Raw genomic sequence first — 21,178 nt, forward strand, 5'->3', positions numbered from 1 at the left:
GCACCTATTTTCTAGCCCTTACTTGGAGTAGAGCTCGACAATCAGGCTTTCGTTGATGTCGGCGGACAGATCACTGCGAGCAGGAACGTTCTTGAAAACGCCCGACTTCTTCTCAGTGTCTACTTCTACCCATTCTACGCGGCCACGTTGGGCACACAGATCGAGAGCTTGGACAATGCGAAGTTGGTTTTTTGCTTTCTCGCGAACTGCAACCACGTCACCAGCACGAACCTGATACGACGGAACGTTTACGGTCTGACCGTTGACGCTGATCGACTTGTGCGATACCAGCTGGCGGGATTCGGCACGAGTCGAACCAAAGCCCATACGGTATACAACGTTGTCCAGACGGCATTCGAGAAGTTGCAGCAGGTTTTCACCGGTTGCACCTTTCTTGCCAGCAGCTTCTTTGTAGTAGCCGCTGAACTGACGCTCGAGAACGCCGTAGATACGACGGACCTTCTGCTTTTCACGCAGTTGGGTGCCGTAATCGGACTGGCGACCGCGGCGTTGGCCGTGGATACCAGGTGCTGCTTCAATGTTGCACTTCGATTCGATCGCGCGCACGCCGCTCTTCAGGAAGAGATCGGTGCCTTCGCGACGAGCGAGTTTGCATTTTGGACCAATGTAACGAGCCATTCTTTACAATCTCCTGGATTACACGCGGCGCTTCTTCGGCGGACGGCACCCGTTGTGCGGGATTGGCGTCACGTCGGTGATGCTGGCGATCTTGTAGCCACAGCCGTTCAAAGCGCGGACTGCGGATTCACGACCTGGACCTGGACCCTTGACGTTGACGTCGAGGTTTTTCAGGCCGTATTCCAGCGCAGCTTGACCAGCACGTTCAGCAGCTACTTGAGCAGCGAACGGGGTGGACTTGCGGGAACCGCGGAAACCCGAACCACCGGAGGTAGCCCAGGAAAGAGCGTTACCTTGACGGTCGGTAATGGTCACGATGGTGTTGTTAAAAGATGCATGGATGTGGGCGATGCCATCAACCACTGTCTTTTTAACTTTTTTACGAGGACGAGCAGCAGGTTTTGCCATGATTAAATTCCTGTCGATTCGCTGGGGCGATTACTTGCGGATCGGCTTACGCGGACCTTTACGGGTACGCGCGTTGGTCTTGGTACGCTGACCGCGTACTGGCAGACCACGACGATGACGCAGACCGCGATAGCAACCGAGGTCCATCAAGCGCTTGATTTTCATGTTGATTTCGCGACGCAGGTCACCTTCAGTGGTGAACTTCGCCACTTCGCCACGCAGCTGTTCAATTTGCTCGTCGCTCAGATCTTTGATCTTTGCTGCTGGGTTTACCCCAGTCACTGCACAGATCTTCTGCGCAGTAGTGCGACCAACACCATAGATGTAGGTCAGCGAGATAACAGTATGCTTGTTATCTGGAATGTTAACGCCTGCAATACGGGCCATTCAGTGGGACTCCAATTGACAGCTACCTACGCCCCGGAAGCCAAGAAATAGGGCGCGAGATAATATCGCTGTAATAACAAATAATCAACCCGGTAGCGCACTAGCTACCGGGCTTGAAGCACAATCACACTCAGCCTTGGCGCTGTTTGTGACGCGGTTCCGCGCTGCAAATTACTCGAACAACACCTTCGCGGCGAATAATCTTGCAGTTACGGCACAGCTTTTTCACCGATGCACGAACTTTCATCACCAACTCCTCGAACCTTATAGGTACTCAGCGCAACATGCCGCTGCCGTAACCCTTCAGGTTGGCTTTCTTCATCAGGGATTCGTACTGGTGCGAAACGAGGTGCGATTGTACTTGGGACATGAAGTCCATCACAACCACGACCACGATCAGCAACGAGGTCCCGCCAAGGTAGAACGGAACGTTTGCTGCAACCACAAGAAACTGGGGCAACAGGCACACGGCCGTCATGTAAAGAGCACCGAACAGGGTCAAACGAGTCAGAACGCCATCAATATAGCGCGCAGACTGCTCACCTGGACGGATGCCCGGAATAAAGGCACCGGACTTCTTCAGGTTTTCCGCTACGTCTTTCGGATTGAACATCAACGCCGTATAGAAGAAGCAGAAGAAAATAATCCCTGCACTAAACAGCAGAATATTCAACGGCTGACCAGGAGCGATCGACTGCGAGATGTCCTGCAACCAGCCCATACCTTCAGACTGACCGAACCAGGCACCCAACGAAGCCGGGAACAGCAAAATGCTGCTCGCGAAAATAGCCGGAATAACACCGGCCATGTTCACCTTCAGCGGCAAGTGGCTGGTCTGCGCAGCAAAGACCTTGCGGCCCTGCTGACGCTTGGCGTAGTGAACAGCGATACGACGCTGACCACGCTCAATGAACACCACGAAACCGATAATCGCTACTGCCAGCAAACCGATGGCAACCAGGGCGAAGATGTTGATATCACCCTGACGCGCAGACTCGAAAGACTGCCCGATTGCTCTCGGAAGACCGGCGACGATACCCGAAAAAATCAACATCGAGATACCGTTGCCAACACCACGCTCAGTAATCTGCTCACCCAGCCACATCATGAACATCGCACCAGCCACAAATGTGGTTACCGCGACGAAATGGAAGCCAAAGTCACCAGTGAACGCAACGCCCTGCCCGGCCAGACCAATGGACATGCCAATAGCCTGGACCAGAGCGAGAGCGACGGTGAGGTAGCGGGTGTACTGGCTGATCTTGCGACGGCCAGCTTCACCTTCCTTCTTCAACTGCTCCAGCTGCGGGCTGACGGCGGTCATCAGTTGCATGATGATCGATGCCGAAATGTACGGCATGATCCCCAGTGCAAAGATGCTCATCCGTTCCAGCGCGCCGCCGGAGAACATGTTGAACAAGCTAAGAATGGTCCCCTCATTCTGTCGAAACAGGTCTGCGAGTCGGTCCGGGTTGATACCTGGAACCGGGATGTGTGCGCCTATTCGGTAGACGATAATCGCCAGGAACAGAAAACGCAGACGAGCCCAGAGTTCAGACATACCGCCTTTGCCGAGCGCAGAGAGAGCACCTTGCTTAGCCATTTATTCCTCGAACTTGCCGCCAGCTGCTTCGATAGCCGCACGCGCACCTTTGGTGGCGCCGATTCCCTTGCCGATAGTGACAGCGCGAGTCACTTCACCGGACAGCATGATTTTCACACGCTGTACGTTGACGTTGATCACGTTGGCATCTTTCAGGGACTGCACAGTAACGATGTCGCCTTCCACTTTGGCCAGCTCGGACAAACGCACTTCTGCGCGATCCATGGCTTTCAGGGAAACGAAACCGAACTTGGGCAGGCGACGATGCAGCGGCTGTTGACCGCCTTCAAAGCCTGGAGCGATGGTGCCACCGGAGCGGGAGGTCTGACCTTTGTGACCACGGCCACCAGTCTTGCCCAAACCACTACCGATACCACGGCCCGGACGATGCTTTTCGCGACGGGAACCCGGCGCTGGACTCAGATCATTGAGTTTCATCGATTAACCCTCGACACGCAGCATGTAGTAAGCCTTGTTGATCATCCCGCGATTCTCGGGAGTATCCTGGACTTCTACAGTGTGACCGATGCGACGCAGACCCAGACCCTTAACGCACAATTTGTGGTTAGGGATGCGGCCGGTCATGCTTTTGATCAGCGTAACTTTAACGGTAGCCATGATTACTTGATCTCCTCAACACGCAGGCCACGCTTGGCAGCGATGGACTCAGGAGACTGCATAGCCTTCAGACCCTTGAAAGTGGCGTGAACCACGTTTACCGGGTTAGTCGAGCCGTAGCACTTGGCCAGAACGTTCTGAACGCCAGCAACTTCGAGGACAGCACGCATAGCGCCGCCAGCGATGATACCGGTACCTTCAGAAGCAGGCTGCATGTACACCTTCGAAGCGCCGTGAGCGGACTTCATTGCGTACTGCAGAGTGGTGCCGTTCAGGTCAACTTGAATCATGTTGCGGCGAGCAGCTTCCATTGCCTTCTGGATCGCAGCAGGCACTTCACGCGACTTGCCACGGCCGAAGCCAACACGCCCTTTACCATCACCAACCACGGTCAACGCGGTGAAAGTGAAGATACGGCCGCCTTTAACGGTTTTGGCTACGCGGTTAACTTGAACCAGCTTCTCGATGTAGCCTTCGTCGCGCTTTTGGTCGTTATTTGACATAACTTAGAACTCCAGCCCAGCTTCACGAGCAGCATCAGCCAGCGCTTTAACGCGGCCGTGATACTTGAAGCCAGAGCGGTCGAAAGCCACTTGCGATACGCCAGCGGCCTTAGCACGCGTAGCGACCAGCTGGCCAACCTTTGTGGCCGCGTCGATGTTGCCAGTGGCACCATCACGCAGTTCTTTATCCAAAGTCGAGGCACTTGCCAGGACTTTGTTGCCGTCGGCCGAGATGACCTGGGCGTAGATGTGCTGCGACGAGCGGAACACGCAGAGACGCACGACTTCGAGTTCGTGCATTTTCAGGCGTGCTTTGCGAGCGCGACGCAGTCGAGTAACTTTTTTGTCGGTCATTTGCTATGCCCTACTTCTTCTTGGCTTCTTTACGACGGACGACTTCGTCCGCGTAGCGCACACCTTTGCCTTTGTACGGCTCTGGTGGACGGAAGTCGCGGATCTCGGCGGCCACTTGACCTACCAGCTGCTTGTCGATGCCCTTGATCAGGATATCGGTCTGGCTAGGAGTCTCAGCGGTGATGCCTTCCGGCAGTTCGTAATCCACTGGGTGCGAGAAGCCAAGAGCCAGGTTCAGAACCTGACCTTTTGCTTGCGCTTTGTAACCAACACCGACCAGCTGGAGCTTGCGCTCGAAGCCTTGGCTTACGCCCTGGACCATGTTGTTTACCAACGCACGCGTGGTACCGGCCATTGCGCGAGTTTGTTGATCGCCATTGCGAGCAGCGAAACGCAGCTCACCAGCTTCTTCAACGATCTCAACGGACGAATGGATGTTCAGTTCAAGAGTACCCTTGGCACCCTTCACCGAAAGCTGTTGGCCTGCGAATTTGACTTCGACACCGGCTGGCAGCTTAACGGGGTTCTTAGCGACGCGAGACATGCTTATCCCCCCTTAGAACACAGTGCAAAGAACTTCGCCGCCGACACCGGCAGCGCGCGCAGCACGATCCGTCATCACACCTTTGTTGGTGGAGACGATAGACACGCCAAGACCGCCACGAACTTTCGGCAGATCTTCAACGGACTTGTACTGACGCAGGCCTGGACGACTAACGCGCTTCACTTCTTCGATAACCGGACGGCCTTCGAAGTACTTCAGCGAGATGGACAGCGACGGCTTGGCGTCGGTGGTGATCTGAAAATCCGCGATGTAACCTTCGTCCTTCAGGACTTTTGCTACAGCAGCCTTCAACGTGGAAGACGGCATGCTTACGACAGACTTTTCAGCCATCTGGGCATTACGGATTCGAGTTAGCATGTCCGCTAACGGGTCCTGCATACTCATGGGCTAGACGCTCCTAATACAAAAAAATTAGCCTTGCGGCTACTACTTGTCGCCGAGAACTTCCGGGCAGAAAAACACGGGCTCAGGCGAGCCGGTCATTCTAGACACACCCCAGAAATGAATCAAGCCCCAAAAGGGGCTTGATTCAGATTCAAGGCCACCGATGGTCAGGTTCTTGCGAACCCGAACATCGAGACTTTGACAACTGTTACCAGCTGGCTTTAACCAGACCTGGTACGTCACCACGCATTGCAGCTTGACGCAGCATGTTACGGCCGAGGCCGAACTTGCGGTACACGCCGTGCGGACGACCAGTCAGGCGGCAACGGTTACGCATGCGCGAAGCGCTTGCGTCACGTGGTTGCTTCTGCAGAGCTACGGTAGCTTCCCAACGCGCTTCTGGACTTGCGTTCAGATCGACGATGATAGCTTTCAGCGCTGCACGCTTGGTGGCGTACTTGGCAACGGTGAGCTGACGCTTCAGCTCACGGTTCTTCATGCTCTTCTTGGCCATTTTCCTACTCCAATCAGTTGCGGAACGGGAATTTGAAAGCACGCAGCAGAGCGCGGCCTTCATCATCGTTCTTGGCAGTGGTGGTCAGGGTAATGTCCAGACCGCGGAGAGCATCGATCTTATCGTAGTCGATTTCCGGGAAGATGATCTGCTCTTTCACGCCCATGCTGTAGTTGCCACGACCATCGAAGGACTTGGCATTCAGGCCGCGGAAGTCGCGAACCCGAGGCAGGGAGATCGACAGCAGACGATCCAGGAACTCGTACATACGCTCACGGCGCAGGGTCACTTTGACGCCGATCGGCCATCCTTCGCGGACTTTGAAGCCAGCGATGGATTTACGAGCGTAGGTCACAACGACTTTCTGGCCGGTGATCTTTTCCAGGTCAGCAACAGCGTGCTCGATGACTTTTTTGTCGCCGATCGCTTCGCCCAGACCCATGTTCAGGGTGATTTTGGTAACGCGCGGAACTTCCATCACGTTCGAAAGCTTAAGTTCTTCCTTAAGTTTCGGAGCGATTTCCTTCCGGTAAATCTCTTTTAGTCGTGCCATGGTCTTCTACCTAGCAGTGTTCAAGCATCAACCGCTTTTTGGGTCGACTTGAAGACACGAATTTTCTTGCCGTCTTCTACTTTGAAACCAACGCGATCAGCCTTGTTGGTTTCGCCGTTGAAAATGGCGACGTTAGAAGCGTCCAGTGGAGCTTCTTTTTCGACGATACCGCCTTGTACGCCCGACATCGGGTTAGGCTTGGTATGACGCTTAACCAGGTTCAGACCACCAATAACCAGACGGTTATTAGCGAGAACCTTAAGCACCTTACCGCGCTTACCTTTGTCTTTGCCGGCGATCACGATGATCTCGTCGTCACGACGAATCTTTTGCATGTCGGATCTCCTTACAGCACTTCTGGGGCGAGCGAGACGATCTTCATGAACTTCTCAGTACGAAGTTCACGGGTCACTGGCCCAAAGATACGGGTGCCGATCGGCTCTTGCTTGTTGTTCAGAAGAACAGCAGCGTTGCCATCAAAGCGGATAATGGAGCCATCAGCACGACGTACGCCGTGACGAGTGCGGACTACAACAGCAGTCATCACTTGGCCTTTTTTCACCTTACCGCGAGGAATTGCTTCCTTCACGGTAACTTTGATGATGTCACCGATACCAGCGTAACGACGATGGGAGCCACCCAGCACCTTGATGCACATAACACGGCGAGCGCCGCTGTTATCGGCCACATCGAGCATGGATTGAGTCTGAATCATATAATTTCTCCGACCCCTAGCCCTTAGACTTCCACAGCGCGTTCGAGAACATCAACCAGCGCCCAAGACTTGGTCTTGGCCATCGGACGAGTTTCACGAATAGTGACTTTGTCGCCGATGTGGCACTGATTGGTTTCGTCGTGCGCGTGCAGCTTAGTCGAACGCTTAACGTATTTACCGTAGATCGGGTGCTTAACGCGACGCTCGATCAGAACGGTGATGGTTTTGTCCATCTTGTCGCTGACAACACGGCCAGTCAGCGTACGGACAGTTTTTTCGGCTTCAGCCATGATCACTTACCTGCCTGCTGGTTGAGCACAGTCTTCACGCGAGCGATGTCACGCTTAACTTGCGAGAGCAGATGAGACTGCCCCAACTGGCCAGTTGCTTTCTGCATGCGCAGATTGAACTGGTCGCGCAGCAAGCCGAGCAGTTGCTCGTTCAGCTGCTGTGCGGATTTTTCACGAAGTTCATTCGCTTTCATCACATCACCGTCCGTTTAACAAAGGAGGTGGCGAGCGGCAGCTTTGCAGCAGCCAGGGCGAAAGCCTCACGCGCCAGCTCTTCAGAAACACCCTCGATTTCATACAGGACTTTGCCTGGCTGAATCTGGGCAACCCAGTACTCCACGTTACCCTTACCTTTACCCATACGAACCTCGAGAGGTTTCTTGGAGATCGGCTTGTCCGGGAATACACGGATCCAGATCTTGCCGCCACGTTTTACGTGACGGGTCAGAGCACGACGCGCTGACTCGATCTGACGAGCGGTGAGACGACCACGAGCAACAGACTTCAGCGCGAACTCGCCGAAGCTGACTTTGCTACCGCGCAGTGCCAGACCACGGTTGTGGCCGGTCATCTGCTTGCGGAACTTCGTACGCTTTGGTTGCAACATTTGGCGTACCCCTTACTTAGCAGCTTTTTTACGAGGCGCTGGTGCTTGTGGTTTCAGTTCTTCTTGGCGACCACCAATAACTTCGCCTTTGAAGATCCAAACCTTTACACCGATCACACCGTAAGTGGTGTGAGCTTCGTAGTTGGCATAGTCGATGTCGGCACGCAGGGTGTGCAGTGGCACACGACCTTCGCGATACCATTCAGTACGTGCGATTTCAGCACCGCCGAGACGACCGCTCACTTGGATTTTGATGCCTTTGGCACCAATGCGCATGGCGTTCTGTACTGCGCGCTTCATAGCGCGACGGAACATTACACGACGCTCCAGCTGCTGAGCTACGCTCTGCGCAACCAGCATACCGTCGAGCTCCGGCTTGCGGATCTCTTCGATATTGATGTGCACAGGCACACCCATTTGCTTGGTCAGGTCCTGACGCAGTTTCTCAACATCTTCACCTTTCTTCCCGATAACGATACCAGGACGAGCGGTGTGGATGGTGATGCGTGCAGTTTGGGCCGGACGATGGATATCGATACGGCTTACGGACGCGCTTTTTAGTTTGTCTTGGAGATACTCACGCACTTTCAGATCTGCGAACAAGTAGTCCGCATAAGTCCGACCGTCTGCGTACCAGACGGAGGTGTGCTCCTTGACGATTCCCAGGCGAATGCCAATGGGATGTACTTTCTGACCCATCTCTTCGACTCCGTTACTTGTCAGCAACCTTGACAGTGATATGGCAAGACCGCTTGACGATGCGATCAGCACGGCCTTTGGCACGTGGCATGATGCGCTTCAGCGAACGCCCTTCGTTGACGAAAACGGTGCTGACCTTCAGGTCATCAACGTCTGCGCCTTCGTTATGCTCGGCGTTGGCTACGGCCGACTCCAGCACTTTCTTCATGATCTCGGCGGCTTTCTTACTGCTGAAAGCCAACAGGTTGAGCGCTTCGCCCACCTTCTTCCCGCGGATCTGGTCGGCGACCAAGCGGGCTTTCTGGGCGGAGATTCGAGCGCCCGACAACTTAGCGGCTACTTCCATTTCCTTACCCCTTAACGCTTGGCTTTCTTGTCAGCCACGTGCCCGCGATAGTTGCGGGTACCGGCGAACTCGCCCAGTTTGTGGCCGACCATGTCTTCGTTAACGAGAACTGGGACGTGCTGACGACCGTTGTGTACTGCGATGGTCAGACCGACCATTTGTGGCAGGATCATCGAACGACGCGACCAGGTTTTAATTGGTTTGCGATCGTTCTTTTCCGCCGCCACTTCGATCTTCTTCAGTAGGTGAAGATCAATAAAAGGACCTTTTTTCAGAGAACGTGGCACTGTCGTATCCCTCTATTTACTTGCGACGACGGACGATCATTTTGTCGGTACGCTTATTACCACGAGTCTTCGCGCCCTTAGTCGGGAAGCCCCATGGCGATACCGGATGACGACCACCAGAGGTACGACCTTCACCACCACCATGTGGGTGGTCAACCGGGTTCATGGCAACACCACGAACGGTTGGGCGAACGCCACGCCAGCGTTTGGCACCAGCTTTACCCAGCGAACGCAGGCTGTGCTCGGAGTTCGAGACTTCACCCAGGGTCGCACGGCATTCAGCCAGGACTTTACGCATTTCACCGGAACGCAGACGCAGGGTCACGTAGACACCTTCACGAGCGATCAGCTGAGCCGAAGCACCAGCGGAACGAGCGATCTGTGCACCTTTACCTGGCTTCAATTCGATGCCGTGTACGGTAGAACCGACTGGAATGTTGCGCAGTTGCAGAGCGTTGCCTGGCTTGATTGGAGCCAGAGCGCCTGCGATCAGCTGGTCGCCAGCACTCACGCCTTTAGGGGCGATGATGTAGCGGCGCTCGCCGTCTGCGTAGCAAAGCAGTGCGATGTGAGCAGTACGGTTTGGATCGTATTCGATGCGCTCGACAGTGGCAGAGATGCCATCTTTGTCGTTGCGACGGAAATCGACCATACGGTAATGCTGCTTATGACCACCACCGATGTGACGAGTGGTAATACGGCCATTGTTGTTACGACCACCAGACTTCGATTTTTTCTCGAGCAGCGGTGCGTGAGGAGCGCCTTTATGCAGCTCCTGGTTGACCACCTTGACCACAAAACGGCGGCCAGGGGAAGTCGGTTTGCATTTAACGATTGCCATGATGCACCCCTTCCTTACTCAGCACTGCTGCTGAAATCGAGATCTTGGCCTGGCTGAAGGGAGATAACTGCCTTCTTCCAGTCATTACGCTTGCCCAGACCGCGAGCAGTGCGCTTGCTCTTACCCAGAACATTCAGGGTAGTGACGCGCTCTACTTTCACGCTGAACAGGCTTTCGACGGCCTTCTTGATTTCCAGCTTGGTTGCGTCAGTAGCAACCTTGAAAACGAACTGGCCTTTCTTGTCTGCCAGAACCGTAGCCTTCTCGGAAACGTGCGGGCCAAGCAGAACTTTAAATACGCGTTCCTGGTTCATCCCAGCAGCTCCTCGAATTTCTTCACGGCCGACACGGTGATCAACACCTTGTCGTATGCGATCAGACTAACTGGATCGGAACCTTGCACATCACGTACATCTACGTGCGGCAGGTTGCGAGCAGCCAGGTACAGGTTCTGATCAACAGCGTCCGACACGATCAAAACGTCGGTCAGGCTCATGTTGTTCAGTTTGCCCAGCAGATCTTTGGTTTTCGGAGTTTCAACAGCGAAATCCTGAACCACGACCAGACGATCAGTACGCACCAGCTCAGCAAGGATGGAACGCATTGCTGCGCGATACATCTTCTTGTTCAGCTTCTGGGAGTGATCCTGTGGACGAGCTGCGAAAGTGGTACCGCCGCCACGCCAGATTGGGCTACGGATAGTACCGGCACGAGCACGGCCAGTACCTTTCTGACGCCATGGGCGCTTGCCGCCACCACGAACGTCGGAACGGGTCTTCTGCTGCTTGCTACCTTGACGGCCGCCGGCCATGTAGGCCACGACTGCTTGGTGAACCAGCGTCTCGTTGAATTCGCCGCCAAATGTCAGTTCGGAAACTTCGATCGCTTGAGCGTCATTTACATTTAATTGCATGTCAGCTTCCCCTTAACCGCGAGCCTTGGCTGCTGGACGTACAACCAGGTTGCCGCCAGTAGCGCCAGGAACAGCACCCTTGACCAACAACAGATTGCGTTCAGCGTCCACGCGCACTACTTCCAGGGACTGCACGGTCACGCGCTCAGCGCCCATATGACCGGACATTTTTTTGCCCTTGAATACACGACCAGGAGTCTGGCACTGGCCGATAGAGCCTGGGACGCGGTGGGATACGGAGTTACCGTGGGTGTTATCTTGCCCGCGGAAATTCCAACGCTTGATCGTACCCTGGAAGCCTTTACCCTTGGACTGACCGGTTACATCAACCAGTTGACCAGCGGCGAAGATTTCAGCGTTGATCAGATCGCCAGCCTGGTACTCGCCTTCTTCAAGGCGGAATTCCATGGTGGTGCGACCAGCGGCAACGTTCGCTTTAGCGAAGTGGCCAGCCTGAGCTGCTGTTACACGCGAAGCGCGACGCTCGCCGACAGTGACTTGCACTGCACGATAGCCATCGGTCTCTTCAGTTTTGAACTGGGTGACGCGATTCGGCTCGATCTCAATGACCGTGACCGGAATGGAGACACCTTCTTCGGTGAAAATACGGGTCATACCGCATTTACGACCGACTACACCAATAGTCATGTTGTAAACCTCATGAGTGTACGGGGCTTTCACCCGCTATGGCCGCCCATTTCAGAGCGTTACACGACCAAGACCGAGTCTTAGCCGAGGCTGATCTGCACTTCCACACCGGCCGCAAGATCAAGCTTCATCAGCGCGTCAACGGTTTTATCCGTTGGCTGGACGATGTCCAGAACACGCTTATGAGTGCGGATCTCGTACTGGTCACGCGCGTCTTTGTTGACGTGCGGGGAAACCAGAACGGTGAACCGCTCTTTACGGGTAGGCAGTGGAATTGGACCACGCACTTGAGCACCAGTACGTTTCGCGGTTTCCACGATTTCCTGGGTTGATTGGTCGATCAGGCGATGGTCAAAAGCCTTCAACCTGATACGGATTTGCTGATTTTGCATTGGATTTCAGACTCCGGCTGCTATTCCCACCGGGCGCAATACGCCCGTTAAAAGGAGGCGCAATTCTATAGACGCCCCCGATAGGTGTCAACCCAATAAAAAAGCCCCCGCTGAGCGGGGGCTTTTCAATCCATCAAGCTGACTTTAAAAGTCTTACTCGATGATTTTGGCTACGACGCCAGCGCCGACGGTACGACCGCCTTCACGGATAGCGAAACGCAGACCGTCTTCCATCGCGATGGTTTTGATCAGGGTAACAGTCATCTGAATGTTGTCACCTGGCATTACCATTTCAACGCCTTCTGGCAGCTCGCAGTTACCAGTCACGTCAGTAGTACGGAAGTAGAACTGTGGACGGTAGCCTTTGAAGAACGGAGTGTGACGACCGCCTTCTTCCTTGCTCAGAACGTAAACTTCTGCGGTGAACTTGGTGTGCGGCTTGACCGAACCTGGCTTGACCAGAACCTGGCCACGCTCAACGTCGTCACGCTTGGTACCACGCAGCAGAACGCCGCAGTTCTCGCCAGCACGACCTTCGTCGAGCAGCTTGCGGAACATTTCAACACCGGTGCAAGTAGTAACGGTGGTGTCACGCAGACCAACGATTTCCAGCGGATCCTGAACGCGAACGATACCGCGCTCGATACGACCAGTCACAACAGTACCGCGACCCGAGATCGAGAATACGTCTTCGATTGGCATCAGGAATGGCTTGTCGATCATACGAACTGGTTCTGGGATGTAGGTATCCAGAGTTTCAACCAGTTTACGAACGGCAGTGGTGCCCATTTCGTTGTCGTCTTTGCCTTCCAGCGCCATACGAGCCGAACCGATGATGATCGGAGTGTCGTCACCTGGGAAGTCGTAGGTCGACAGCAGGTCACGAACTTCCATCTCAACCAGTTCCAGCAGCTCAGCGTCGTCTACCAGGTCAGCCTTGTTCAGGAAAACCACGATGTACGGAACGCCTACCTGACGGGACAGCAGGATGTGCTCACGGGTTTGCGGCATCGGACCATCAGCGGCCGAGCAAACCAGGATCGCGCCGTCCATCTGGGCAGCACCGGTGATCATGTTCTTCACATAGTCAGCGTGACCTGGGCAGTCAACGTGAGCGTAGTGACGAATAGTCGAGTTGTACTCAACGTGAGCGGTGTTGATGGTGATACCGCGAGCTTTTTCTTCTGGTGCGCTGTCGATCTTGTCGAATTCAACGACGGCCGAACCGAAAACTTCGGAGCAAACGCGAGTCAGAGCAGCAGTCAGAGTGGTTTTACCGTGGTCAACGTGACCAATGGTGCCAACGTTGACGTGCGGTAGGGAACGATCAAATTTTTCTTTAGCCACGACAATTAACTCCTAGCCTAAAGGGGCTGAATCAGCCTTGTTTTTTGGTTACGGATTCGACGATGTGCGACGGAGCCGTATCGTATTTTTTGAATTCCATAGAGTAGCTTGCGCGACCCTGGGACATGGAACGAACGTCGGTCGCATAACCGAACATCTCACCCAGTGGAACCTCGGCACGGATAACCTTGCCGGACACTGTGTCTTCCATACCCTGGATCATGCCGCGACGACGGTTAAGGTCGCCCATCACATCACCCATATAGTCTTCAGGCGTAACAACCTCTACCGCCATGATCGGCTCGAGCAACTCACCACCACCCTTCTGGGCCAGTTGCTTGGTCGCCATGGAAGCAGCCACCTTAAACGCCATCTCGTTGGAGTCGACGTCGTGGTAAGAACCATCGAACACGGTAGCCTTCAGGCCGATCAGCGGATAGCCGGCAACAACGCCGTTCTTCATCTGCTCTTCGATACCCTTCTGGATAGCCGGGATGTATTCCTTAGGAACCACACCACCTACAACTTCGTTCACGAATTGCAGACCTTCCTGACCTTCGTCAGCAGGAGCAAAACGGATCCAGCAGTGACCGAACTGGCCGCGACCACCGGACTGACGAACGAACTTGCCTTCGATTTCACAGTTCTTCGTGATGCGCTCACGATACGAAACCTGAGGCTTGCCGATGTTGGCTTCGACGTTGAACTCACGGCGCATCCGGTCAACCAGGATGTCCAGGTGCAGCTCGCCCATGCCGGAGATGATCGTCTGACCAGTCTCTTCATCAGTTTTAACGCGGAAAGACGGGTCTTCCTGAGCGAGTTTGCCCAGAGCGATACCCATTTTTTCCTGGTCATCCTTGGTCTTAGGCTCTACGGCAACCGAAATAACCGGCTCCGGGAAGTCCATGCGAACCAGGATAATTGGCTTGTCAGCGTTGCAGAGGGTTTCACCAGTGGTGACGTCCTTCATGCCGATCAGGGCCGCGATGTCGCCAGCGCGCACTTCCTTGATCTCTTCACGGGCGTTTGCGTGCATTTGCACCATACGACCCACGCGCTCTTTCTTGCCTTTGACCGAGTTGATCACGCCGTCGCCGGAGTTCAACACGCCCGAGTAAACGCGGACGAAGGTCAGAGTACCCACGAATGGGTCGGTAGCGATCTTGAACGCCAGAGCCGCGAAAGGCTCGTTGTCGTCTGCATGACGCTCCATCTCTTCTTCCTCGTTATCAGGGTTGGAACCCTTGATAGCAGGAATGTCGGTCGGAGCAGGCAGGTAGTCGATAACGGCGTCGAGAACCAGGGGAACGCCCTTGTTCTTGAACGAAGAACCGCAAACGGCCAGAACGATTTCGCCGGCGATAGTACGCTGACGCAAAGCAGCCTTGATCTCTTCGATCGACAGCTCTTCGCCTTCCAGGTACTTGTTCATCAGCTCTTCGTTGGCTTCGGCAGCAGCTTCAACCATGTTGTTGCGCCACTCTTCAGCCAGCTCTTGCAGCTCGGCAGGAATGTCCTTGCGAACAGGGACCATACCTTTGTCGGAGTCATTCCAGTAGACAGCTTGCATGTTGATCAGATCGATCTGACCCTGGAAGTTGTCTTCGGAACCGATGGCCAACTGGATCGGCACCGGAGTGTGACCCAGACGCTGCTTGATCTGACCGATCACGCGCAGGAAGTTGGCGCCGGCACGGTCCATCTTGTTTACGTAAACAAGACGTGGAACGCCGTATTTGTTGGCTTGACGCCATACGGTTTCCGACTGCGGCTCAACACCCGAAGTACCGCAGAACACAACGACAGCGCCGTCGAGTACGCGCAGGGAACGCTCAACTTCAATGGTGAAGTCAACGTGGCCCGGGGTATCGATTACGTTGAAACGGTGCTCGTGAGAGTACTGCTTCTCGGAACCTTTCCAGAAGGCGGTAATGGCAGCAGAAGTAATGGTAATACCACGCTCCTGCTCCTGAACCATCCAGTCTGTGGTCGCGGCGCCATCATGCACCTCGCCCATTTTGTGACTTTTGCCGGTGTAAAACAGTACGCGCTCGGTGGTGGTGGTTTTACCAGCATCCACGTGAGCGACGATACCGATGTTACGGTAGCGGCTAATCGGAGTAGTACGAGCCATAAAGCCCTCGCAAAATTAGTGAAGCTAAAATTAGAAGCGGTAGTGCGAGAAAGCTTTGTTAGCTTCGGCCATACGGTGCACGTCTTCACGCTTCTTAACAGCAGCACCTTTACCTTCAGCAGCATCCAGCAGTTCGCCAGCCAAACGCAGAGCCATAGACTTCTCGCCGCGCTTACGGGCGAAGTCTACCAACCAGCGCATTGCCAGAGCGTTACGACGGGAAGGACGAACCTCGACCGGAACCTGGTAAGTAGCACCACCAACGCGGCGCGACTTCACTTCGACCAGCGGAGCGATGGCGTCGAGTGCTTTTTCGAAGAGTTCCAGGGGATCGGTGCCAGCCTTACGGGCCGCAACGGTTTCCAGGGCACCATAAACGATACGCTCGGCAACGGCTTTCTTGCCGCTTTCCATAACGTGGTTCATGAATTTGGCGAGGATCTGGCTTCCGTATTTCGGATCGTCCAGAATCTCACGCTTTGCTGCTACGCGACGTCTTGGCATGATAAGCCCTCAAGCGGTCTTCAGGTTAGCTCGGGACAGATCCAGAGGATGCGTGCCCGACCTTACTCTTATCGACTCAATAAAATAAAAATCTGCAAAACGGCCGATTACTTCGGACGCTTGGTACCGTACTTCGAACGACCCTGGTTACGGCCTTTAACGCCGGAAGTATCCAAGGAGCCGCGAACGGTGTGGTAACGAACACCTGGCAAGTCTTTTACACGACCGCCGCGGATCAGTACCACGCTGTGCTCTTGCAGGTTGTGGCCTTCACCGCCGATGTACGAGGAAACCTCGAAACCGTTGGTCAGACGCACACGGCATACTTTACGCAGTGCCGAGTTAGGTTTTTTCGGCGTGGTGGTGTACACACGGGTGCACACGCCACGACGTTGCGGGCAGTTCTGCAGCGCAGGTACGTCGGATTTCTCGACGATACGCTTACGCGGCTGACGTACCAGCTGGTTGATAGTTGCCATCTACTAGCTCCACTGTTGTCTTGCGACGCTATTGTCTTGCAAGAAAAGCAAAATGGCAGGAACGAATTCCCGCCAAATTTAGGGGATCAAGAGTCTAAAGAGGATCTTGATTCCAGTCAAGGCAAGGCCCCGACCTCCCCGCCCATCGAACCTTGACTTGATGTCTCGATTCGACGAACGGAGCGACCAGGGCCTCACGCTCGTTTATCGCAGAACTCAGTTACCGCTCGAGTTCAGCGCTTCGGTCAGTGCAGCTTCCACTTCACTGGCGCTTACGCGCAACGGCTTGTCGGCATCACGGCGACGCTTGCGCTCGCTGTGATAGGCAAGACCGGTACCAGCCGGGATCAGACGACCCACGACTACGTTTTCTTTCAGGCCGCGCAGGTAATCGCGCTTGCCGGTGACTGCCGCTTCGGTCAGTACGCGGGTGGTTTCCTGGAAGGAAGCCGCCGAGATGAACGATTCGGTGGACAACGACGCCTTGGTGATACCCAGCAGAACGCGAGTGAACTTGGAGACAAACTTGTCTTCCGCGCTCAGACGCTCGTTCTCTACCAGAACGTGAGTCAGTTCCATCTGGTCACCCTTGATGAAGCTGGAATCGCCGGACTCGGAGATTTCAACTTTACGCAGCATCTGACGCAGGATGGTCTCGATGTGCTTGTCGTTGATCTTCACGCCTTGCAGACGATAAACGTCCTGGATCTCGTTGACGATGTACTTGGCCAGCGCGCTTACACCCAACAGACGCAGGATGTCGTGCGGATCGCTTGGACCGTCGGAGATAACTTCGCCGCGGTTTACCTGTTCGCCTTCGAAGACGTTCAGGTGACGCCACTTCGGAATCAGCTCTTCGTACGGATCGCTACCGTCGTTCGGGGTAATGACCAGACGGCGCTTGCCTTTGGTCTCTTTACCGAACGCGATGGTGCCGCTGACTTCAGCCAGAATCGACGCTTCTTTCGGACGACGGGCTTCGAACAGGTCGGCAACACGCGGCAGACCACCGGTGATGTCACGGGTCTTCGAAGTTTCCTGCGGGATACGAGCGATAACATCACCGATCGCAATCTTCGCACCGTCAGCCACACCGACCAGGGCGTTGGCTGGCAGGAAGTACTGAGCGATAACGTCAGTGCCTGGCAGCAGCAGATCCTTGCCGTTGTCGTCGACCATCTTCACTGCTGGACGGATTTCCTTACCGGCAGCTGGACGATCTTTCGCGTCAAGTACTTCAATGTTGGTCATACCGGTCAATTCGTCAGTCTGACGCTTGATCGTGATGCCTTCTTCCATGCCCACGTAGGTCACGGTACCTTTCATTTCGGTAACGATCGGGTGAGTGTGCGGATCCCACTTGGCCACGATTGCGCCAGCGTCGACCTTGTCACCTTCTTTAACCGAAATCACAGCACCGTACGGCAGCTTGTAACGCTCGCGCTCACGACCGAAGTCATCCGCGATTGCCAGCTCACCGGAACGGGACACAGCAACCAGGTGGCCATCCACTCGCTCAACGTGCTTCAGGTTGTGCAGACGGACGGTACCGCCATTCTTCACCTGAACGCTGTCGGCTGCGGAAGTACGGCTTGCCGCACCACCGATGTGGAACGTACGCATGGTCAGCTGGGTACCCGGCTCACCGATGGACTGGGCAGCGATAACGCCGACCGCTTCACCGATGTTCACCTGGTGACCACGAGCCAGATCACGGCCGTAGCACTTGGCGCAGATGCCGTAGCGGGTTTCGCAGCTGATCGGCGAACGCACGATCACTTCGTCGATGCTGTTCAGCTCGATGAACTCGACCCACTTCTCGTCAACCAGAGTGCCGGCAGGAACGATAACGTCCTCGGTACCCGGCTTGAATACGTCACGGGCAATGACACGACCCAATACGCGCTCACCCAACGGTTCTACAACGTCACCGCCTTCAATGTGCGGAGTCATCAGCAAACCGTGTTCGGTGCCGCAATCGATCTCGGTTACTACCAGATCCTGCGCCACGTCTACCAGACGACGAGTCAGGTAACCGGAGTTAGCGGTTTTCAACGCGGTATCCGCCAGACCTTTACGAGCACCGTGAGTCGAGATGAAGTACTGAAGTACGCTCAGACCTTCACGGAAGTTCGCAGTAATCGGCGTTTCAATGATGGAACCGTCCGGCTTGGCCATCAGACCACGCATACCGGCCAGCTGACGAATCTGTGCTGCGGAACCCCGTGCACCCGAGTCGGCCATCATGTACATCGAGTTGAAAGACTCTTGATCAACTTCGTCGCCGTGACGGTCGATGACTTTCTCTTTCGAGAGGTTGGCCATCATCGCCTTGGAAACTTCGTCGTTCGCTTTCGACCAGAGGTCGATCACTTTGTTGTACTTCTCGCCCTGGGTTACCAGGCCGGAGGCGTACTGGCTCTCGATCTCTTTCACTTCGTCGGTGGCTGCACCGATGATGCGGGCTTTTTCATCCGGGATAACGAAGTCGTTAACACCGATGGAAACTCCGGAGATGGTCGAGTAAGCGAAACCGGTGTACATCAACTGGTCAGCGAAGATCACGGTCTCTTTCAGACCAACCACGCGGTAGCACTGGTTGATCAGCTTGGAGATCGCCTTTTTCTTCATCGGCAGGTTGACGACGTCGTACGACAGACCTTTTGGCACAACCTGGAACAGCAGCGCACGGCCGACAGTGGTGTCGACGATACGGGTACCGCTCACGCTGTTGCCGTCACGGTCGTTGACGGTTTCGTTGATACGAACCTTGACCTTGGCGTGCAGTGCGGCTTCGCCGGCACGGAACACACGGTCGACTTCCTGCAGATCCGCGAATACACGACCTTCGCCTTTGGCGTTGATCGCTTCACGGGTCATGTAGTACAGACCCAATACAACGTCCTGCGAAGGAACGATGATTGGCTCACCGTTGGCTGGCGACAGAATGTTGTTGGTCGACATCATCAACGCACGCGCTTCGAGCTGGGCTTCCAGCGTCAGCGGTACGTGCACGGCCATTTGGTCGCCGTCGAAGTCGGCGTTGTACGCGGCGCAGACCAGCGGGTGCAGCTGGATGGCCTTACCTTCGATCAGTACCGGTTCAAACGCCTGGATACCCAGACGGTGAAGGGTCGGTGCACGGTTGAGAAGAACCGGGTGTTCGCGAATCACTTCAGCGAGAACGTCCCAAACCTCTGGCAACTCGCGCTCGACCATTTTCTTGGCCGCTTTGATGGTGGTCGCCAGACCACGCATTTCGAGCTTGCCGAAAATGAACGGCTTGAACAGCTCGAGAGCCATCTTCTTCGGCAGACCGCACTGGTGCAGACGCAGGGTCGGGCCTACGGTAATTACCGAACGACCGGAGTAGTCAACACGCTTACCGAGCAAGTTCTGACGGAAACGACCTTGCTTACCCTTGATCATGTCAGCCAGGGATTTCAGAGGACGCTTGTTGGAACCAGTGATTGCGCGGCCACGACGACCGTTGTCGAGCAGTGCATCGACCGCTTCCTGCAACATACGCTTTTCGTTGCGCACGATGATGTCCGGCGCGGACAGATCCAGCAGGCGCTTCAAACGGTTGTTACGGTTGATCACTCGACGATACAGATCGTTGAGGTCGGAGGTCGCGAAACGACCGCCATCCAGCGGGACCAGTGGACGCAGATCTGGCGGCAGAACCGGCAGAACTGTCAGCACCATCCACTCTGGCAGATTGCCGGAACCCTGGAAGGCTTCCATCAACTTCAGACGCTTGGACAGCTTCTTGATCTTGGTTTCCGAGTTGGTTTGCGGAATCTCTTCGCGCAGACGGCCAATCTCGTGCTCCAGGTCGATAGCGTGCAGCAGTTCACGGACAGCTTCGGCACCCATGCGGGCGTCGAAATCGTCACCGAACTCTTCCAGCGCTTCGAAGTACTGCTCGTCGTTCAGCAGCTGACCTTTTTCAAGGGTGGTCATGCCTGGATCGATAACGACATAGCTCTCGAAGTAGAGAACGCGTTCGATATCACGCAGGGTCATGTCCATCAGCAGGCCGATACGCGACGGCAGCGATTTCAGGAACCAGATGTGGGCAACCGGCGAAGCCAGTTCGATGTGCGCCATGCGCTCACGACGAACCTTGGCCAGTGCGACTTCAACGCCGCACTTCTCGCAGATCACACCACGGTGCTTCAAGCGCTTGTACTTACCGCACAGGCACTCGTAATCCTTTACCGGGCCAAAGATCTTGGCGCAGAACAGGCCGTCACGCTCAGGTTTGAACGTACGGTAGTTGATGGTTTCCGGCTTTTTAACTTCACCGAACGACCACGAACGGATCATCTCCGGCGAGGCCAATCCGATACGGATGGCGTCGAACTCTTCGACTTGACCCTGGTTTTTCAGCAAATTCAGTAGGTCTTTCAAGGCCTTTCCTCCTGGCGGAGCAGAGAGCG

General features: G+C 55.1%; 31 protein-coding genes. All 31 read right to left on the bottom strand.

The features are described 5' to 3' along the window. Positions 1-18 precede the first annotated feature (18 nt). A complete protein-coding gene (rpsD, locus tag D6877_RS23515) occupies positions 19-639 on the bottom strand; it encodes a 30S ribosomal protein S4 (protein WP_003176404.1) in 621 nt (206 codons plus the stop codon). An 18-nt stretch (positions 640-657) separates the two neighbouring features. After that, on the bottom strand, positions 658-1,047 hold the full coding sequence (gene rpsK, locus D6877_RS23520; RefSeq protein WP_002555466.1) for a 30S ribosomal protein S11: 390 nt from the start codon (positions 1,045-1,047) through the stop codon (positions 658-660). A 30-nt stretch (positions 1,048-1,077) separates the two neighbouring features. Then, a complete protein-coding gene (rpsM, locus tag D6877_RS23525; RefSeq protein WP_003186020.1) occupies positions 1,078-1,434 on the bottom strand; it encodes a 30S ribosomal protein S13 in 357 nt (118 codons plus the stop codon). A 130-nt stretch (positions 1,435-1,564) separates the two neighbouring features. Then, positions 1,565-1,681 (bottom strand): 50S ribosomal protein L36, encoded by a 117-nt coding sequence (gene rpmJ / locus D6877_RS23530; protein ID WP_002555468.1) that lies wholly within the window; start codon positions 1,679-1,681, stop codon positions 1,565-1,567. A gap of 27 nt (positions 1,682-1,708) precedes the next feature. After that, a complete protein-coding gene (gene secY, locus D6877_RS23535; protein ID WP_016772945.1) occupies positions 1,709-3,037 on the bottom strand; it encodes a preprotein translocase subunit SecY in 1,329 nt (442 codons plus the stop codon). Beyond that, positions 3,038-3,475 carry a 50S ribosomal protein L15 gene (rplO, locus tag D6877_RS23540; protein ID WP_003228720.1) on the bottom strand — a complete coding sequence of 146 codons (438 nt, stop codon included), beginning with the start codon at positions 3,473-3,475 and terminating at the stop codon, positions 3,038-3,040. Positions 3,476-3,478: 3 nt separating this feature from the next. Beyond that, positions 3,479-3,655, bottom strand: a complete 177-nt coding sequence (gene rpmD / locus D6877_RS23545) for a 50S ribosomal protein L30 (protein WP_003176408.1) — start codon at positions 3,653-3,655, stop codon at positions 3,479-3,481. Between the two features lie 2 nt (positions 3,656-3,657). After that, entirely contained in the window at positions 3,658-4,158 is a 501-nt protein-coding gene (gene rpsE / locus D6877_RS23550) for a 30S ribosomal protein S5 (RefSeq protein WP_007955637.1), read from the bottom strand. Between the two features lie 3 nt (positions 4,159-4,161). Next, a complete protein-coding gene (gene rplR, locus D6877_RS23555) occupies positions 4,162-4,512 on the bottom strand; it encodes a 50S ribosomal protein L18 (RefSeq protein WP_003186037.1) in 351 nt (116 codons plus the stop codon). Positions 4,513-4,522: 10 nt separating this feature from the next. Continuing rightward, a complete protein-coding gene (rplF, locus tag D6877_RS23560) occupies positions 4,523-5,056 on the bottom strand; it encodes a 50S ribosomal protein L6 (RefSeq protein ID WP_003228722.1) in 534 nt (177 codons plus the stop codon). A gap of 12 nt (positions 5,057-5,068) precedes the next feature. Continuing rightward, on the bottom strand, positions 5,069-5,461 hold the full coding sequence (gene rpsH / locus D6877_RS23565) for a 30S ribosomal protein S8 (RefSeq protein WP_016772944.1): 393 nt from the start codon (positions 5,459-5,461) through the stop codon (positions 5,069-5,071). 208 nt (positions 5,462-5,669) lie between these two features. Further along, positions 5,670-5,975 carry a 30S ribosomal protein S14 gene (gene rpsN / locus D6877_RS23570; protein WP_003186042.1) on the bottom strand — a complete coding sequence of 102 codons (306 nt, stop codon included), beginning with the start codon at positions 5,973-5,975 and terminating at the stop codon, positions 5,670-5,672. A 13-nt stretch (positions 5,976-5,988) separates the two neighbouring features. Then, positions 5,989-6,528 carry a 50S ribosomal protein L5 gene (gene rplE, locus D6877_RS23575; RefSeq protein ID WP_003210069.1) on the bottom strand — a complete coding sequence of 180 codons (540 nt, stop codon included), beginning with the start codon at positions 6,526-6,528 and terminating at the stop codon, positions 5,989-5,991. A gap of 20 nt (positions 6,529-6,548) precedes the next feature. Then, positions 6,549-6,863: a 50S ribosomal protein L24 gene (rplX, locus tag D6877_RS23580; protein ID WP_003176416.1), complete on the bottom strand. Its 315-nt coding sequence runs from the start codon at positions 6,861-6,863 to the stop codon at positions 6,549-6,551. A gap of 11 nt (positions 6,864-6,874) precedes the next feature. Further along, positions 6,875-7,243: a 50S ribosomal protein L14 gene (gene rplN / locus D6877_RS23585; protein ID WP_002555479.1), complete on the bottom strand. Its 369-nt coding sequence runs from the start codon at positions 7,241-7,243 to the stop codon at positions 6,875-6,877. Positions 7,244-7,266: 23 nt separating this feature from the next. Continuing rightward, complete coding sequence (gene rpsQ / locus D6877_RS23590) at positions 7,267-7,533, bottom strand: 30S ribosomal protein S17 (protein ID WP_003194644.1); 267 nt, start codon at positions 7,531-7,533, stop codon at positions 7,267-7,269. Positions 7,534-7,535: 2 nt separating this feature from the next. Next, a complete protein-coding gene (rpmC, locus tag D6877_RS23595; protein WP_002555481.1) occupies positions 7,536-7,727 on the bottom strand; it encodes a 50S ribosomal protein L29 in 192 nt (63 codons plus the stop codon). Next, entirely contained in the window at positions 7,727-8,140 is a 414-nt protein-coding gene (rplP, locus tag D6877_RS23600) for a 50S ribosomal protein L16 (RefSeq protein ID WP_003228729.1), read from the bottom strand. Before rplP ends, rpmC begins: the two co-directional genes overlap by 1 nt. 12 nt (positions 8,141-8,152) lie before the next feature. Next, positions 8,153-8,839, bottom strand: coding sequence for a 30S ribosomal protein S3 (gene rpsC / locus D6877_RS23605; protein ID WP_003176422.1), 687 nt, complete (start codon positions 8,837-8,839; stop codon positions 8,153-8,155). Positions 8,840-8,852: 13 nt separating this feature from the next. Then, complete coding sequence (rplV, locus tag D6877_RS23610; RefSeq protein WP_003103908.1) at positions 8,853-9,185, bottom strand: 50S ribosomal protein L22; 333 nt, start codon at positions 9,183-9,185, stop codon at positions 8,853-8,855. Between the two features lie 11 nt (positions 9,186-9,196). Further along, entirely contained in the window at positions 9,197-9,472 is a 276-nt protein-coding gene (gene rpsS, locus D6877_RS23615) for a 30S ribosomal protein S19 (protein ID WP_011336172.1), read from the bottom strand. 16 nt (positions 9,473-9,488) lie between these two features. After that, a complete protein-coding gene (rplB, locus tag D6877_RS23620) occupies positions 9,489-10,313 on the bottom strand; it encodes a 50S ribosomal protein L2 (protein ID WP_130912287.1) in 825 nt (274 codons plus the stop codon). A gap of 14 nt (positions 10,314-10,327) precedes the next feature. Further along, entirely contained in the window at positions 10,328-10,627 is a 300-nt protein-coding gene (rplW, locus tag D6877_RS23625; protein WP_002555488.1) for a 50S ribosomal protein L23, read from the bottom strand. Then, positions 10,624-11,226 carry a 50S ribosomal protein L4 gene (gene rplD / locus D6877_RS23630; RefSeq protein ID WP_003228735.1) on the bottom strand — a complete coding sequence of 201 codons (603 nt, stop codon included), beginning with the start codon at positions 11,224-11,226 and terminating at the stop codon, positions 10,624-10,626. Before rplD ends, rplW begins: the two co-directional genes overlap by 4 nt. A gap of 12 nt (positions 11,227-11,238) precedes the next feature. Beyond that, complete coding sequence (gene rplC / locus D6877_RS23635; protein WP_003228738.1) at positions 11,239-11,874, bottom strand: 50S ribosomal protein L3; 636 nt, start codon at positions 11,872-11,874, stop codon at positions 11,239-11,241. 80 nt (positions 11,875-11,954) lie between these two features. Then, the gene (gene rpsJ / locus D6877_RS23640; RefSeq protein ID WP_003186070.1) at positions 11,955-12,266 is read right to left on the bottom strand and encodes a 30S ribosomal protein S10; all 312 of its coding nucleotides are present in this window, start codon (positions 12,264-12,266) and stop codon (positions 11,955-11,957) included. Positions 12,267-12,419: 153 nt separating this feature from the next. Further along, entirely contained in the window at positions 12,420-13,613 is a 1,194-nt protein-coding gene (gene tuf / locus D6877_RS23645; RefSeq protein WP_103303766.1) for an elongation factor Tu, read from the bottom strand. Positions 13,614-13,644: 31 nt separating this feature from the next. Next, positions 13,645-15,750, bottom strand: a complete 2,106-nt coding sequence (fusA, locus tag D6877_RS23650) for an elongation factor G (RefSeq protein WP_016772942.1) — start codon at positions 15,748-15,750, stop codon at positions 13,645-13,647. Positions 15,751-15,780: 30 nt separating this feature from the next. Continuing rightward, positions 15,781-16,254: a 30S ribosomal protein S7 gene (gene rpsG / locus D6877_RS23655; RefSeq protein ID WP_016772941.1), complete on the bottom strand. Its 474-nt coding sequence runs from the start codon at positions 16,252-16,254 to the stop codon at positions 15,781-15,783. Between the two features lie 107 nt (positions 16,255-16,361). Further along, on the bottom strand, positions 16,362-16,733 hold the full coding sequence (gene rpsL / locus D6877_RS23660; RefSeq protein WP_003186084.1) for a 30S ribosomal protein S12: 372 nt from the start codon (positions 16,731-16,733) through the stop codon (positions 16,362-16,364). Positions 16,734-16,949: 216 nt separating this feature from the next. Next, the gene (rpoC, locus tag D6877_RS23665) at positions 16,950-21,149 is read right to left on the bottom strand and encodes a DNA-directed RNA polymerase subunit beta' (RefSeq protein ID WP_130912288.1); all 4,200 of its coding nucleotides are present in this window, start codon (positions 21,147-21,149) and stop codon (positions 16,950-16,952) included. Positions 21,150-21,178: the final 29 nt, after the last annotated feature.

The sequence above is a fragment of the Pseudomonas sp. Sample_9 genome (assembly GCF_004307535.1).
Taxonomy (GTDB): Bacteria; Pseudomonadota; Gammaproteobacteria; order Pseudomonadales; family Pseudomonadaceae; genus Aquipseudomonas; species Aquipseudomonas mercuritolerans.